Annotated in this window: 16 protein-coding genes; 8 read left to right on the top strand and 8 right to left on the bottom strand. The window is 40.0% G+C overall.

Features of this window, described 5'->3' with window-relative positions; translation table 11 throughout:
• Window positions 1-7: 7 nt before the first annotated feature.
• Complete coding sequence (locus I6F47_RS12590; RefSeq protein WP_010554439.1) at window positions 8-487, bottom strand: DUF2947 domain-containing protein; 480 nt, start codon at window positions 485-487, stop codon at window positions 8-10.
• Between the two features lie 60 nt (window positions 488-547).
• Here I6F47_RS12590 and I6F47_RS12585 point away from each other — a divergent pair, with 60 nt between their 5' ends.
• From I6F47_RS12585 to I6F47_RS12575, 3 genes are read left to right on the top strand one after another with little or no spacing between them, the layout of a single operon-like run.
• Window positions 548-787 carry a DUF1653 domain-containing protein gene (locus I6F47_RS12585; protein WP_010554438.1) on the top strand — a complete coding sequence of 80 codons (240 nt, stop codon included), beginning with the start codon at window positions 548-550 and terminating at the stop codon, window positions 785-787.
• 52 nt (window positions 788-839) lie between these two features.
• The gene (locus I6F47_RS12580; RefSeq protein WP_010554437.1) at window positions 840-1,688 is read left to right on the top strand and encodes an AAA family ATPase; all 849 of its coding nucleotides are present in this window, start codon (window positions 840-842) and stop codon (window positions 1,686-1,688) included.
• A 1-nt stretch (window position 1,689) separates the two neighbouring features.
• Window positions 1,690-2,877, top strand: coding sequence for a vWA domain-containing protein (locus tag I6F47_RS12575; protein ID WP_197183963.1), 1,188 nt, complete (start codon window positions 1,690-1,692; stop codon window positions 2,875-2,877).
• 60 nt (window positions 2,878-2,937) lie between these two features.
• Here the strand turns inward: I6F47_RS12575 and I6F47_RS12570 are convergent, their stop codons facing one another.
• The 7 genes from I6F47_RS12570 to tkt all read right to left on the bottom strand — a co-directional run bounded on the left by I6F47_RS12570 (window position 2,938) and on the right by tkt (window position 10,424).
• Window positions 2,938-4,308 carry a serine hydrolase domain-containing protein gene (locus I6F47_RS12570; protein WP_197183962.1) on the bottom strand — a complete coding sequence of 457 codons (1,371 nt, stop codon included), beginning with the start codon at window positions 4,306-4,308 and terminating at the stop codon, window positions 2,938-2,940.
• Window positions 4,309-4,768: 460 nt separating this feature from the next.
• Window positions 4,769-5,167: a hypothetical protein gene (locus I6F47_RS12565; protein WP_149603689.1), complete on the bottom strand. Its 399-nt coding sequence runs from the start codon at window positions 5,165-5,167 to the stop codon at window positions 4,769-4,771.
• A 334-nt stretch (window positions 5,168-5,501) separates the two neighbouring features.
• Window positions 5,502-5,957, bottom strand: a complete 456-nt coding sequence (locus I6F47_RS12560) for a GNAT family N-acetyltransferase (RefSeq protein WP_197183961.1) — start codon at window positions 5,955-5,957, stop codon at window positions 5,502-5,504.
• Window positions 5,958-6,021: 64 nt separating this feature from the next.
• Window positions 6,022-7,197 carry an NRAMP family divalent metal transporter gene (locus I6F47_RS12555; RefSeq protein ID WP_121954520.1) on the bottom strand — a complete coding sequence of 392 codons (1,176 nt, stop codon included), beginning with the start codon at window positions 7,195-7,197 and terminating at the stop codon, window positions 6,022-6,024.
• Between the two features lie 202 nt (window positions 7,198-7,399).
• Window positions 7,400-7,756, bottom strand: a complete 357-nt coding sequence (gene hpf / locus I6F47_RS12550) for a ribosome hibernation-promoting factor, HPF/YfiA family (RefSeq protein ID WP_007584763.1) — start codon at window positions 7,754-7,756, stop codon at window positions 7,400-7,402.
• Window positions 7,757-7,933: 177 nt separating this feature from the next.
• Complete coding sequence (gene ppnP / locus I6F47_RS12545) at window positions 7,934-8,248, bottom strand: pyrimidine/purine nucleoside phosphorylase (protein ID WP_002958974.1); 315 nt, start codon at window positions 8,246-8,248, stop codon at window positions 7,934-7,936.
• A gap of 184 nt (window positions 8,249-8,432) precedes the next feature.
• Window positions 8,433-10,424 (bottom strand): transketolase, encoded by a 1,992-nt coding sequence (tkt, locus tag I6F47_RS12540; RefSeq protein ID WP_101217713.1) that lies wholly within the window; start codon window positions 10,422-10,424, stop codon window positions 8,433-8,435.
• Window positions 10,425-10,728: 304 nt separating this feature from the next.
• Here tkt and metK point away from each other — a divergent pair, with 304 nt between their 5' ends.
• From metK to serA, 5 genes are all read left to right on the top strand, one after another.
• Window positions 10,729-11,880 (top strand): methionine adenosyltransferase, encoded by a 1,152-nt coding sequence (metK, locus tag I6F47_RS12535; RefSeq protein ID WP_101164183.1) that lies wholly within the window; start codon window positions 10,729-10,731, stop codon window positions 11,878-11,880.
• Window positions 11,881-12,055: 175 nt separating this feature from the next.
• Window positions 12,056-12,604 (top strand): hypothetical protein, encoded by a 549-nt coding sequence (locus tag I6F47_RS12530; protein ID WP_197183960.1) that lies wholly within the window; start codon window positions 12,056-12,058, stop codon window positions 12,602-12,604.
• Window positions 12,605-12,622: 18 nt separating this feature from the next.
• Window positions 12,623-13,219 (top strand): 5-formyltetrahydrofolate cyclo-ligase, encoded by a 597-nt coding sequence (locus I6F47_RS12525; protein WP_197183959.1) that lies wholly within the window; start codon window positions 12,623-12,625, stop codon window positions 13,217-13,219.
• 53 nt (window positions 13,220-13,272) lie between these two features.
• Window positions 13,273-13,926 (top strand): ribose-5-phosphate isomerase RpiA, encoded by a 654-nt coding sequence (gene rpiA, locus I6F47_RS12520; RefSeq protein ID WP_101217710.1) that lies wholly within the window; start codon window positions 13,273-13,275, stop codon window positions 13,924-13,926.
• Window positions 13,927-13,935: 9 nt separating this feature from the next.
• Window positions 13,936-15,165 (top strand): phosphoglycerate dehydrogenase, encoded by a 1,230-nt coding sequence (serA, locus tag I6F47_RS12515; protein WP_024594074.1) that lies wholly within the window; start codon window positions 13,936-13,938, stop codon window positions 15,163-15,165.
• Window positions 15,166-15,321: the final 156 nt, after the last annotated feature.

Genomic DNA, 15,321 nt, shown 5'->3' with positions numbered 1-15,321 from the left:
GCACTAATTAAGCGCTTGGCTTTTCACCTAATTTTGCTTTACCTGATTCTAAAAATTGCACAACCGTATTACGCTTTTTACCAATCAACAAACTGCCATCAGCTAAAAACATAAAGTTTTGCCAATTGCGTTTAAATACATCAAATGTTGTTTCGATAATATTATCGCGTGCCATACAAAAATAAACAGTGGTGTTAGCTTCCCAATCTAAAAACGTTAAGATTGCTTCTGGTGGTTGCGCATCACCATTTTCCCACGCATCTTGCCAATCTACTTCTTGGCTAAAGCTTTTTTCTTGGCCACACCAATCGGTGTCTTCAAAAAAATCTGGGTGATCAAACTCACGGCTTACCATGGTTGTCCAAAGTACGGCTGCGCGCTCATCTCCCATAGGCTTTATTTTTACTGCGTCTTCATCTGATACAGGTAAGTCTTTATGACGAAAAACCCATGCTTTTTTGTAATCATCTAGCGAAATATAGTTCATAGTATTGGCAAATTAGTTAACATTAAAAGTGCAAAGCCAAATTATACAAGAGATCAAAACATGACTACAGCAATAAAACCACTTTCACTCAAACCAGGCATATACCAACACTACAAAGGGCCGCAATACAAAGTTGTTCATGTTGCCACCCACAGCGAAACCGAGGAGCAGCTTGTGATTTATCAAGCACTCTATGGTGAATTTGGTATGTGGGCGCGCCCACTTAGTATGTTTTTAGAAACTGTTGAAAAAGAAGGTGAGGTCATACCGCGTTTTGCCTACCTTGGACCTGCCGTTTAACTATGGCATTATAACAAAATAACTTACTCCTCAGACCAGACAAGGGTACACCGTGCAATTTAATTCAACTGACAATTACATAGCGAGTAGCGCGCTTAAACAAGCTGTAAATGCTGCCATTATGCTCGAAAAACCACTTTTAATTAAAGGCGAACCTGGCACAGGTAAAACTATGCTGGCTGAGGAGTTGGCTAAAAGCCTAGATACCACGCTTATTCAGTGGCACATAAAATCGACTACTAAAGCACAGCAAGGCTTATACGAGTACGACGCGGTTTCGCGCCTGCGCGACAGCCAATTAGGTGACGAGCGTGTACACAATATTGGCAACTACATCGTTAAAGGTAAGCTTTGGCAAGCGTTTACATATGCAGAGCTTAACGGCAAACGCCCAGTGCTTTTAATTGATGAAATAGACAAAGCCGACATAGAGTTCCCAAACGACTTACTACTTGAGCTCGATAAAATGGAGTTTCATGTTTACGAAACTAATGAACGCATTGTCGCAAAAGAGCGCCCTATTGTGATCATCACATCAAATAATGAAAAAGAATTGCCGGACGCCTTTTTACGCCGCTGCTTTTTTCATTATATTGATTTTCCTAGCAGCGACGAAATGCAGCAAATTATTGACGTGCACTACCCTAACGTTAAACAGGATTTAGTACGCCAAGCACTTGAGGTGTTTTTTAACTTGCGCGAAGCCAACGGCCTTAAAAAGAAGCCATCCACGAGCGAATTACTCGACTGGCTAAAGCTTTTAATGGCTGAAGACATAGACGCTAAAACACTGCACGATAAAGCTAAAAAAGGTGGTTTAATGCCCATGTTTGGCGCATTACTTAAAAATGAGCAAGACATCAGCCTAATCGAAAAATTAGCCTTTATGAGCCGCCGTTAAGATGTTGATTGCGTTTTTCTTCAAACTGCGTGAATACCGCTTACCGGTAAGCCTGCGCGAGCTACTCGATTTAATAAACGCCTTAAAAAAAGGCGTTATATTTGCCGACGTAGACGCCTTTTACCATTTAGCACGCACCATAATGGTAAAAGACGAAACGCACTTTGATCGCTTCGACAAAGCCTTTAGCGACTACTTTAGCGGTATTGCCGACCTTGATTTGCTCGAGAGTTTAAAGCAACAGCACAACTTACCTGAAGATTGGCTACGTAAAGAGTTTGAAAAAAACCTAAGCGATGAAGAAAAAGCTCAACTTAAAGCCATGGGCGGGCTCGATGAGCTTATGAAAACCCTAAAAGAGCGTTTAGAAGAGCAACAAAAACGCCACGCTGGCGGCAATAAATGGGTAGGTACTGGCGGCACATCACTTTTTGGTGCATACGGCTATAACCCAGAAGGCGTGCGTATAGGGCAAGACGGCAACCGTAACCGCCAAGCAGTAAAAGTGTGGGATAAACGAGAATACAAAAACCTCGACACCGACAGAGAAATTGGCTCGCGCACAATTAAACTCGCCCTTAAAAAACTACGTAAATTTGCCCGCACTGGCGCAAGCGACACGCTTGATTTAAACGAGACTATTCGCGCTACTGCAAAACAAGGCGGCATGCTGGACGTAAAAATGGCACCCGAGCGCCACAATGCAGTAAAAGTACTCATGCTGTTTGATATTGGCGGCTCAATGGATGACTACATTCATACCTGCGAAGAGCTATTTAGCGCCGCTCACAGCGAGTTTAAACACCTAGAGTTTTACTACTTTCATAACTGTTTATACGAGCACGTTTGGCAAGACAACGCGCGCCGCCATTCAAACATAATAGACACCATGACACTGATTAATAAATTTACCAGCGACTATAAAGTAATATTTGTTGGCGATGCCACTATGGGCCCTTACGAAATAGCTTATGCTGGCGGCTCGGTAGAACACTACAACGAAGAGCCCGGCAGTGCATGGTTACAACGTGTCACAAACCACTTTGATAAAGTCGCCTGGCTCAACCCACAACCGGTTGAACACTGGCCGTACTATCAATCGATTGGCTTTATAAAAGAGTTAATGAACAACCGCATGTATGCGCTGAGCTTAGATGGAATAAGTAGAGCGATAAAAGAGCTGAGTTGATAGTTAATATCAATGACAGCTCAGTGCCAAGAGCAGCCGTTGATAACCTTAGCCTATTTTTCATAATTCTAATTTAACAAGTGCATCTTGCTCACCTTGATATAAATGCACTGGGACGATTTCATGCTTCCCATTATTTTCTCTAAGCTGAAAGTAATTTTCAGTACACTCATAAGAGTACGAGTTGTTTTCCCTGGGTATGATTTTTAGTTTACTCTCACCTTCATATTGAGAATAAAGTGTACCTTTTTCGAACGAAATATTTAAAATTTTCGAATCGGAAGAACGATAACTTCCAACTAAAGATGCTGCTAGGGCCTTTGCTTTTTGACTATTTACTTGCTTAGGAGATAAATTTAGTTGTAGCGCTATCATGTCTAATAGAGCAGGGCCTGGGTGTTTTGTGTCGATGTTGGTTAAAGCTGTAGCGGTTAAATCTTCATTCGGGAAATAGACATGCCAAGCAAAAAATCCGGGAACCTGACCTTGGTGGCTAAAGCTATCTAATCCACTTATTTTGTATATATCTAAGCCATATCCATAACCCACATGCGAATTATTATTTAATAATGCCTTGGTGGTCATTAGTTTATAGTTTTCTTTTGAAATTACATGCCCTGACTTTAATGCATTTTGCCAAAGGTGCATATCAGCAAGTGTAGAAGCAATAGCGCCCGCAGAATAGATCCAACTACGATCAACATTCCATTGCCTTTCAGTTGAATCTTCAGGGTTAATATACTTTTTAGGCTCATTACGATTAGTAGTGTAGCCGTTTACTTTCCCAGCAGATGTTCCTTTAGTAATAACAAAAGTATTATCCATTTTCAGAGGTTTAAAAAATGTGTTTAACATGAACTGGTCATACGGAGTATTAGAAGCAACTTCAATTACTTTTCCCAGAAAGACGTAACCCAAATTTGAATAACTATATTTTTTACCAGGCTCAGAGTTAAGGGGTTGTTTACTTATACTTTGTATAACTTGATCAATAGAAGCATATTTATCATAAATTTTACTGACTGAAGGATCCCCTAAGTAATCTGGCAGACCAGAAGTATGGTTTAAAATTCTATCAATCGTTAAATACCTAAACTCAGGGTTAATATCAGGAATAAATCGCGCTAATGTATCTTGTAATGATAGCTTTTTTTCTTCCGATAGCTTCAAGATCGCTGCAGCCGTAAATGTCTTCGTGACAGAACCTATTTGAAATATATCATCTACATTGAGGGGTCTCTCAGTATCAATATTTGCCAAACCAACCGCACCACTATAAATATGTTTACCTGAATGTTCTAATCTAACAACCATGCCAGGAGCTTCTGAAGAGTTATGGCACTGCATTAATTCAGCAAAGTTGTGTTGTTGTGCAACTGCTTTTATTCCATACAACCCTACAAAAAGACAAAAAAATATATTTTTTCCCATAAACTATGTTCTCTTAATCATTAAATAAATCTGTAAATAAAAAACACACAGATTACACGTGTAATCAATGGTATTACATATAACAGCTGCTTGCAATTTAATAAAGAAAACCAATATTATTCAATAGCTTATTTAATTTTCTCAATGAAGGTATATTTGCTTATAAAGGCCAAGTGAATGTAACAGCTTTATCAGAGGTCATTCTTTACCTTAACGTGGTAGCGTTCTTATTTTAGTATTTTCTATTAATAGTAAAAGGGTAAGTCATTGCTAATTAAGAGTATTATTAGAAACGGAGATTGTTTTTATATAAAAACTAAAAAACTTCTTTTATCATATTACTTAGATGGTACGAGTTAAATCAACTAGCCACTCAATGTCTACTTTTTCGGGTCAGATCAACCCGCTGCTTAGTGCCATAAACGGACTGTTGTAACCTTAGACACTTGTTATATACCTTTTACTTGCCTGCTTTTATTTTAGGCAGTTGCACTTGCAATATAACAAATGCAGGAATCAATGGTAAAAAAGCTAGCCACGATAATGGAGTAACAACCCAAAGCCAGATAAACCAAGCTTCTGCGATAGTTAGTAGGAATAATTTACTAACACGCTTAAAAAGCATTAAGTCACCCATAGCCGCTAAAGGCAAACCAAAACCTAGCGAACCAAATAAGGCTATAGATGGGTGAAGAGTCTCAATTTTAATGTTTTGTATCACTGAAAAATAAAATTCATAGCCATAGCTAAATAGCAAAGGACTCAATAGACAAAACGCCCAAACAGTGCTCCATCTAGCATTACGCTGATGCTTAGAGTGGATTTTGTTTTTTTCTTGAAGCTTGCTCAATGCATCCATTTAACTCGGGCTATCCCTAGGTATATAAAAATTTAATAGTGCGCTTATCGCACATATTTCTGCCGACTTAACGCTCATTTGTCTACTCTATATAGTTTTAACAAATAACCTAAGGTATTACTATCACTAAGTTTTCTAAAATATTTGAGTTAAGTTAAATAGATCAATATGCGCGCGTCGCTCATTTTCATGAATATATGCGCAAAGCGCAGTTTAACCACTAAATTGACTATTATATTTATCCAATCTCAATGACTGCTTATCGCTCTGAGCAGCCATGCAGATAATATTTAAATCATACAACTACAAAACGTTACTTCTCGTTCATTTTAGTTTAAACCGATTTACTCATAAACAAGCTGTACGGATCTAGCTCATAATCACCAAATGGTTCGCACTCTTTAAAACCAAAATGAGTATAAAGCTTTTGTGCGGGCAAAAATGCCTTTGCCGTGCCGGTCTCTAAACTTAACTTTTTGTAACCTAGCGAGCTTGATTGCTCAATAATATGGGAGAGCAATTTAGCGGCTATGCCTTGGCGTAAATAGCTGCTTGATGTGCGCATTGATTTAATTTCGCCATGCGTTGTATTTAGCATTTTTAAAGCGCCAACACCCGCTAAATTATTATCAATCCATAAGCTATAAAAAGTTATATCGGGCTGAGTGAGCTTGCTCACATCTAGTGCATGTACGCTCTCAACGGGTGAGTGTTTTAGCATATCGTTATGGTGTGCTTGTAGTAGCTTTATAACGTGTGGGTTTGAAAGCTCGCCTGTTCTAATATCCATTTATACCTCATTTAAATTTTAAGCTTTAGGGCTTTAATTAAAACCCTAAAGTAAGTGGCTATATTTAGAATGCTAGTTTCCACACTACAAATGCGACAGCAAACCCAACTAAGTACACTAAACCTAACCACGTTAAACTACGTAGTAACACGCTATGCTTAATAGCAGGCTCTGATCGCACAAGGCTAAAGTTGAGCCATGCAAATACAGGCGTTGTAACAAATGAAAGTGTCATAGCAAACGTAAGCATGGGGCCAAGGGCTGATTTAAAAAATAAAATAACGGCCATACCGGCAAGTGCTTGTAGTATTAACCAAATATTTAGACTGTGTTTTGATTGCTTAAAGCCAAGTAGTTTATGAGATTCGTTAAGCGTACGGGCGTAGCCATCAAGCACGGTGAGTGTAGTGCCAAACATACATAAAAAGGCGATTGCTGATACAAGCGGCCTTGCCCACTCGCCTATTGTTAATGCGTACATATCAATAAGCTGCTTGGCAAACGCGACGCCGCCGAGCTCTATACTACTGGTTTGCCCGTACTGCACTAATACACCTAAGCTAAAAAATACCAAGGCTAAGCCAGCTGTAAGCCAGTAACCTACGTTAAAATCGAACAAGCCTTGGCTTTTAGAAACTGTTTGTTGCGCTTGTTTTTCTTTTAGCCATAAAGAACTTAATGCAGATATTTCGATAGGGGCTGGCATCCAGCCCATTAAAGCCACCATAAAGCTAAGCATGGCAAGTTCATACGGTGAAGGTCCCACATAATCAGCAGGTGCCATTGGGCCGTTACTAAATGCAATGGCAAGGGCAATCAAAGTAGCGAGCGTAAGCAGCCCCATAATGCCTTTGGCAACGTTATCTAGCGCTTTAAAGTGCCCAAGTAGCAATATAACTAAACATACCCCCAGCAGCATCCAACAAAGCAAGGTTACTTCAATAACCACGGGTAAGGCGTAATGCAGTAAGCTTGCGGTAAGCAGCAATACGCCGGCGGTATTAACAACAGCGGCAACAATGTTTAAGCCAATAAAACTGTAGAAGTAAAACGGACCTTTGCTTTTATAGCCCTCCACTAGGCTGTTTTTAGTGGCGAGTGTGTATTCCATACCAAAGCGAAAAAACGGGTACTTTAAAACATTAACAACGAGGATAAGCCAAAATAATTGCCAGCCAAATATTGCCCCAGCTTGTGTAGAGGCAACTAAGTGAGATCCGCCAATAGCGGCTGTTGCCATGAGTATTCCAGGTCCAAGCGCACCTAGTCGAGACTTCCATACTGCTTTTGTTGTGTGCATTAATTTCTCAAAATATGTGTGTTGTGTGTTCTTTTTATTAATTTTTATAATTAATAAACTGCAAGAACGCATAACTTACCTAAATTACAGGCAATAAAAAAGAGCCATACGGCTCTTTTTTACAATACTTTGTGACTAAATTTTATTTAAGATCCATCTCTTGGATGATCTCGTGTGCGATTTCAGGTGTAGTGCTAACAGGCTTTTCGTGTAAGTTTGCTTTTATCTGCCCTTTTCGATGTTTTAGTGCTGCATCGAGTTTTTTAGCTGCACTTGCAATGGCAGGGTACATAACTTCGTTTTCCCCTTTTACCGATATGCGCGTGCCTTCATAATTAGTGCTAATTTCAGCTTGGATTTTATGATGTTCTTTAGACAAAATAATTTCGAGTGCAATAAGCGATGGGAAATGGCTCTCGATTTTTGAAAATTTTTCGTTGATGTGCTCTCTAATAGAGTCAGTAACTTCAACATGGTGACCAGAAAGATTAATTTTCATAGGGTATCCTTTTATTTGTTACCTCATAAATAGTATTGGGGGCTATTTAGATTAACACAAGGAAAAAATAGAGATATTTGAGGTTTATTTGCGGTTTTTGGTGATTTAAATCATGCGTTGTGCAAAGTTTATGCAAAGCCCATAGTGCATGGGCTTTCAGACGTCTAGCTGTACTGATTAATCTGTGTACGAACAACAGTAGTCAGCAAAATCAGATACTTTTACTTTAAAGCTTACATTTGCATCAACATTAAACGACTCACCCGCGTTAAATGTTTTCCACTCACTTGCACCTGGTAATAAAATATCCCATTGGCCAGCTAAAAGCTCCATGCACTCTTTTTGGTTTGTATCAAAAACAAACTCACCTGGTTGCATAAAGCCTAACGTTTTCGCTTCGCCATCACCTAAAATAACGGTACGGCTCGACACTTTTCCGTCAAAATATACATTGGCTTTTTTTACTACACTCACGTTATCGAACTTTGGCATTTTTAGCTCCTGCTATTAATTTAAGATTTTTATTTATAAATTTTATCGCACTACCTTGCCTGATAGCTTACTTTCTTGCAAGGAAAGCTGCATTGATCAAGGTGAAGTTGCTTCATGTAAGGGCATAAAAAAACCCGCAACATGTGCGGGTTTTTCAATTACTTACTTTATTTAATCAAAGCGATTAAAAAAGCTCGTTTGCTTTGCTTACAATGTTTGCCACTGTAAAACCAAAGTGCTCAAACAGCTCGCCTGCAGGTGCTGACTCACCAAAGGTAGTCATACCTACTACTGCGCCGTTTAGGCCTACGTACTTGTACCAGTAGTCAGCAATACCAGCTTCTACTGCTACGCGGCGTGAAACAGATGCCGGTAATACGCTTTCTTTGTATGCTGCGCTTTGATCTTCAAAGGCATCAGTACATGGCATAGATACAACACGTACCTTTTTACCTTGGCTGCGTAGCTCAGTTGCTGAATCTTGTGCTAGTTGCACTTCAGAGCCCGTCGCAATAAAGATAATCTCTGGATTGCCGTCACAGCTAAGGATGTAACCACCCTTTTTAACGTCTGCTAATTGCTGTGCGTCACGTGCTTGTTGCTCAAGACCTTGGCGAGTAAAGATAAGCGATGTAGGACCGTCTTTACGCTCAATAGCTTGTTGCCATGCAATTGCCGACTCAACTTGGTCACATGGACGCCAGTTGTATAAGTTAGGCGTTAAACGCATGCTTGCAATTTGCTCTACTGGTTGGTGAGTTGGGCCATCTTCACCTAGGCCGATTGAATCGTGCGTGTATACAAAAATGCTTGGTTGCTTCATTAATGCAGCCATACGTACAGCATTTTTTGCATATTCAACAAACATTAAGAACGTAGCACCGTAAGGAATAAAGCCTTTATGAAGGGCAATACCATTCATAATTGCCGACATACCAAACTCACGCACACCGTAATAAATGTAGTTACCGCTTGCATCATCGCGTGTTAAACCTTTAGAGCCATCCCAAATAGTTAAGTTTGAGCCAGCTAAATCGGCTGAGCCACCCATAAATTCTGGTAATAACGGACCAAACGCATTTAATGCATTTTGTGATGCTTTACGAGACGCTGGGTTTGCAGGGTTTGCTTGTAATTGCTCAATGTACGCTTGTGATTTTGCAGCCCAATCGCCAGGCAGTTCGTTATTAATACGACGTTTGTATTCAGTTGCAAGCTCTGGGTATGCTTTTGCGTATGCTGCAAATTTTTCGTCCCAGCTTGATTCAAGCTGCTTGCCTTTTTCTTTGCCATCCCACTGTGCGTAAATATCATCAGGAATTTCGAAAGCATCGCCAGTCCAACCTAAAAATTCGCGAGATGCTTTAATTTCGTCATCACCTAGTGGAGCACCGTGACAATCATGGCTACCTGATTTATTAGGTGAGCCGTAACCAATAATTGTTTTACAACAAATTAGTGAAGGTTTATCGGTAACGCTTTTTGCTTCTGCTATTGCAGCACTTACAGCATCGCTGTCGTGGCCATCAACACCACTAATTACATGCCAACCGTATGCTTTAAAGCGAGCTGGTGTATCATCTGTAAACCAACCTTCTACTTCGCCATCGATTGAGATGCCGTTGTCATCCCAAAATGCAACAAGTTTACCCAGACCTAATGTGCCTGCAAGTGAACCTGCTTCATGAGAAATACCTTCCATAAGGCAGCCATCGCCCATAAATGCATAGGTAAAGTGATCAACAATATCGTGACCTTCACGGTTAAACTGTGCAGCTAGCGCTTTTTCAGCAATTGCCATACCTACGGCATTTGTGATCCCTTGACCTAATGGGCCCGTAGTAGTTTCGATTCCTGGTGCATAACCATATTCAGGGTGACCTGGTGTTTTAGAATGCATTTGACGGAAGTTTTTAATTTCGTCCAGTGGTAAGTCGTAACCACTTAGGTGCAATAGAGAATAGATAAGCATTGAACCGTGGCCGTTTGAAAGAATAAATCTGTCACGGTCAGCCCACTCTGGATTCGTTGGGTTATGTTTTAGATAATCGCGCCATAATACTTCTGCGATATCAGCCATGCCCATAGGGGCTCCAGGGTGACCAGATTTGGCCTTTTGTACTGCGTCCATTGACAAGACGCGAATAGCATTTGCAAGTTCTTTGCGAGATGGCATGAATTCTCCTACCTTTATGTGTATTTGCGCGGGTATTTATGTGTTTGTTTATGCACCCAAGTAACTTGGGTTCGTTTATACCGACCATTCTTACTTATTGTGGGGGCTGTGTGCAATTAAAAACCCTATAAAAGTGAGGCATTATGAATATTTTTTAAGACCAAAAAGTTATTAGTAATTTTATTTAGACGTCTAGGCGTAAAAACACTATGCAAGGTGTTTTGTTTTCGATAAAATACGCCCCTTAATTTTTTAGCGCTAATACCGACGTTTGTGAAGCGCAATATTTGTGAGCAGAATTACAATGGCAAAACATTTATTTACTTCTGAATCAGTTTCTGAAGGTCATCCGGATAAAATCGCCGATCAAATCTCTGATGCGGTACTTGATGCTATCCTAGAGCAAGACTCTCATGCCCGTGTTGCATGCGAAACTTACGTAAAAACCGGTATGGTTATGGTTGGTGGTGAAATCACTACTAGCGCATGGGTTGATATCGAAGAAATTACACGTAAAACAATTCGTGACATTGGCTACACAAATTCAGACATGGGCTTTGATGCCGATTCATGTGCAATTTTAAACACTATTGGTAAACAGTCTCCTGACATTAACCAAGGTGTTGACCGTACTAGCCCAGAAGAGCAAGGCGCTGGCGACCAAGGCTTAATGTTTGGTTACGCATGTAACGAAACAGAAGTACTAATGCCTGCTCCAATTACTTACTCACACCGTTTAGTACAGCGCCAAGCTGAGGTTCGTAAAAGCGGCGAGCTTAATTGGTTACGTCCAGATGCAAAATCTCAAGTTACTTTTGCATACGAAAATGGCAAACCTGTAGGTATTGATGCTGTTGTACTTTCTACTCAGCACAGCGAAGACATTTCGCAAAAAGATTTAGTAGAAGCTGTGATGGAAACAATCATCAAGCCGGTACTTCCTGCAGAACTTATCACAAGTGCAACTAAGTTTTTCATTAACCCAACAGGTCGCTTTGTTATTGGCGGACCAATGGGTGACTGTGGTTTAACTGGTCGTAAAATCATTGTAGATACATACGGTGGTATGGCTCGTCACGGTGGTGGTGCATTCTCTGGTAAAGATCCATCAAAAGTTGACCGTTCAGCAGCATACGCTGCACGTTACGTTGCTAAAAACATTGTTGCTGCTGGTCTTGCTGACAAGTGTGAGCTACAAGTTTCTTACGCAATTGGTGTTGCAGAGCCTACTTCTATCAGCGTTGAAACGTTTGGTACAAGCAAGCTAGAAGAAAGCCGTTTAATCGAGCTTATTCGTGAACATTTTGACCTGCGCCCTTACGGCTTAATTCAAATGCTTGATTTAGAGCGCCCTATCTACCTTCCTACAGCGGCTTACGGCCACTTTGGTCGTGACGAATTCCCTTGGGAACGTACAGATAAAGCAGACGCACTTCGCGCAGCTGCTGGCCTTTAAGCCAAAATTGTTGTAGTAAATTAAAAACGGCCCTTTTAAGGGCCGTTTTTGCATCTAAAACTTATTCGCTATATTGTTTGTAGCGCGTCTACAAAATAACTATTAAATCGACCTCGAATTCTTTTGTACTTTAGGTATATACTCATTTCATTATAAAAGCTTTAGGGACAGTTAAATGGCCGATAACTTTCGCGTTATATTTGCAGGACTTGCCGATAACGTTGACATAAAAACAGCATGTACAAATTTAGCTGCAAAATTAAAAACGTCAGATGAAAAAGTAGCTCTTTTTTTTAAAGGTAAGCCGCTGTTTGCACCAAGCGATAAAGACAAAGCGTTAAAACAGGCTAAGTTACTAGCAGGCTTAGGCATTAAAAGTAAGCTTCAAGCTGTTTCAAACATCATTCAAAATGGCTCAACCCCTGCTGCAAATAACAATCAACGTGATGAACGTATTTTTGATGCACTCGATTACATCACTAGCAGCTTAATTCGCCTTGAAGAAAAGTTAGACGAGTTAGAGCAACGCCTTCCTGAAGCTCAGTTAAAAGCACCAGACGAAAGTATTGACGAATGGCAAGGTGACGATCTAATGCTAGATGATGATTTAGCGCCTCCTAAAAAACGCAGTAACTTACTTTTATATTCATTGATTGCGACTGCCACCATTTTGCTAGTCGTACTGGCTGTTTTTTTAATTTTCCCCGATTTATTCTCTTTTTAAGAATGGTTAATTAATTTAATGAGCAATAAACGCGCAAAAATAAGAGCAGAAATTCGTAATACCCGTAAAAACTTGTCAAATAATCAGCAAATAATTGCTGCGCAATCGCTAAAAATGAATTTTATTCAACATTTAAAAAGCGAAAAAACAACGAATTCAAAGCATATTGCCATTTACTTAAGTAACGATGGGGAGATAGACACCTCATTGTTAATTAAAGAATTATGGAGTTTAAACCATACCGTTTACCTACCTATAATACACCCATTCAATGGCGCTAATTTACTATTTCAGCGCTATGAGAAAAACTCACCCATGAGAGCAAATCGCTATGGTATCTTGGAGCCTAAGCTGAACTGCTCTCAAATATGCCCATTACCAGTGCTTGATTACCTCCTTATGCCATTAGTTGCATTTGATAAACAAGGTAATCGCCTAGGAATGGGAGGTGGGTTTTACGACCGGACATTGGCACGTTTACACGAACAAAATTGGCAAAAACCACAACTAATTGGCCTTGCACATGAATGCCAAAAAGTTGAGGCTCTACCAATCGAGTCGTGGGATGTACCACTTAAAACCATTATCACCCCAGATAAAACATACTGTTGGTAACAATTAAATTTGATTACTAACCGCATATTTCTGACATACATGAGCACAAAGCAATGACACAAGATGAATTAAAAAAAGCAGCTGCTTGGGCAGCACTCGAGTTTGTAAAAGAAAACACTATTGTAGGTGTGGGTACAGGCTCTACTGTTAATCACTTTATTGATGCCCTTGGTTCAGTAAAGGACACTATTGTAGGCGCTGTATCAAGCTCAGAAGCCTCAACCGAGCGCCTACAAGCGTTAGGTATTGAAGTATTTGAGCTTAATAACGTTGCTGCTTTAGATGTATACGTTGACGGCGCTGACGAAATAAACGATCAAAACGAAATGATTAAAGGTGGCGGTGCAGCCCTTACTCGCGAAAAAATAGTAGCCGCTGTAGCTAAACAATTTGTGTGCATTGTAGATGACACCAAATTAGTAAAAACATTAGGCGACTTCCCGCTTCCGGTAGAAGTTATTCCAATGGCTCGCAGCTACGTTGCACGAGAATTATTAAAGCTTGGTGGTGACCCTGTTTATCGCCAAGGCGTAGTTACCGATAACGGTAACGTTATATTAGATGTATTTAACTTAAAAATTACCAATGCTAAACAACTTGAAGCACAAATAAATTCAATTGTTGGCGTAGTTACCAACGGCCTATTTGCAATGCGTGGTGCTGATAAAGTGATTATCGGTACTAAAAATGGGCCACAAATTAAATAGGATGAGGTTATGAGTAAGGTATCGTTAGCAAAAGACAAAATTAAAATTCTCTTGCTTGAAGGTGTTCACCAAAGCGCTGTTGAAACGCTTAAACGTAACGGTTACAGCAATATCGACTACGTTAAAACATCCTTACCTGAGGACGAATTAAAAGAGCGCATTAAAGATGTTCACTTTGTAGGACTTCGTTCTCGTACTCATATTAACCAAGCCGTATTAGACTCAGCTGACAAGCTAGTTGCTGTTGGGTGTTTTTGTATTGGTACAAACCAAGTTGATTTAGATGCAGCACGCGAACGCGGTATTGCTGTATTTAACGCACCATTTTCTAATACTCGTTCAGTTGCTGAACTTGTACTTGGTGAAATCCTACTTTTATTACGCGGTATTCCAGAGCGTAATGCAGCGGCTCATCGTGGTGGCTGGTTAAAAACAGCAAATGGTTCGTTTGAAGCACGTGGTAAAACATTAGGTATTATTGGCTACGGTCACATTGGTACTCAGCTAGGTATTATGGCTGAAAATATCGGTATGAACGTTGAATATTACGATATCGAAGATAAGTTATCACTGGGTAATGCAAAGCAAGTTCACAACCTAACTCAGCTATTACAACGCTCTGATATTATTAGTTTACACGTACCAGAAACACCGCAAACTAAAAATCTTATTGGTAGCGCAGAACTTGCTGTTATGAAGCAGGGATCTATTTTGATCAACGCTTCACGCGGAACTGTTGTTGATATTGATGCACTTGCAGAAGCACTAACAGAGAAAAAACTAAGTGGTGCAGCAATCGATGTGTTCCCTACTGAGCCAAAATCTAACGATGAAGAATTTGTATCGCCACTGCGCCAATTCGACAATGTTATTTTAACGCCGCACATTGGTGGTTCTACACAAGAAGCGCAAGAAAACATTGGTATTGAAGTAGCGGGTAAACTGGCTAAATACTCAGATAATGGCTCAACTATTACTGCCGTTAACTTCCCTGAAGTATCGCTGCCTGAGCTTGCTAATCGTAGCCGTTTATTACACGTACACCACAACCGCCCTGGTGTACTAACGCAAATTAACCAAGCGTTTGCACAGCATGGTATTAACATTGCTGCGCAATACCTACAAACAGACGCATCTATTGGTTATGTAGTTATTGATGTAGATACAGATCAATCTGAAGTAGCACTTAAAGAACTAAGCGCTGTTGAGGGTACAATTAGAGCACGTATTTTACATTAATAAGTACTTTTGATATTAAAAAGGGTCCTTATGGATAATGCCGATCAGTTAAGAAAATGACCGGTTGACCGATCCAAACGATCATGCAAAATCCGTAGTTAGGAAACTAACTACGGATTTTTTTGTGAATATAGAACAAGCACTGCAAGCAACACT

It is taken from the genome of Pseudoalteromonas sp. NZS37, assembly GCF_015864265.1.
Classification (GTDB): domain Bacteria; phylum Pseudomonadota; class Gammaproteobacteria; order Enterobacterales; family Alteromonadaceae; genus Pseudoalteromonas; species Pseudoalteromonas arctica.
The sequence above is the reverse complement of the archived record's forward strand: the minus strand, read 5'-3'. Positions and strand labels throughout refer to the sequence as shown.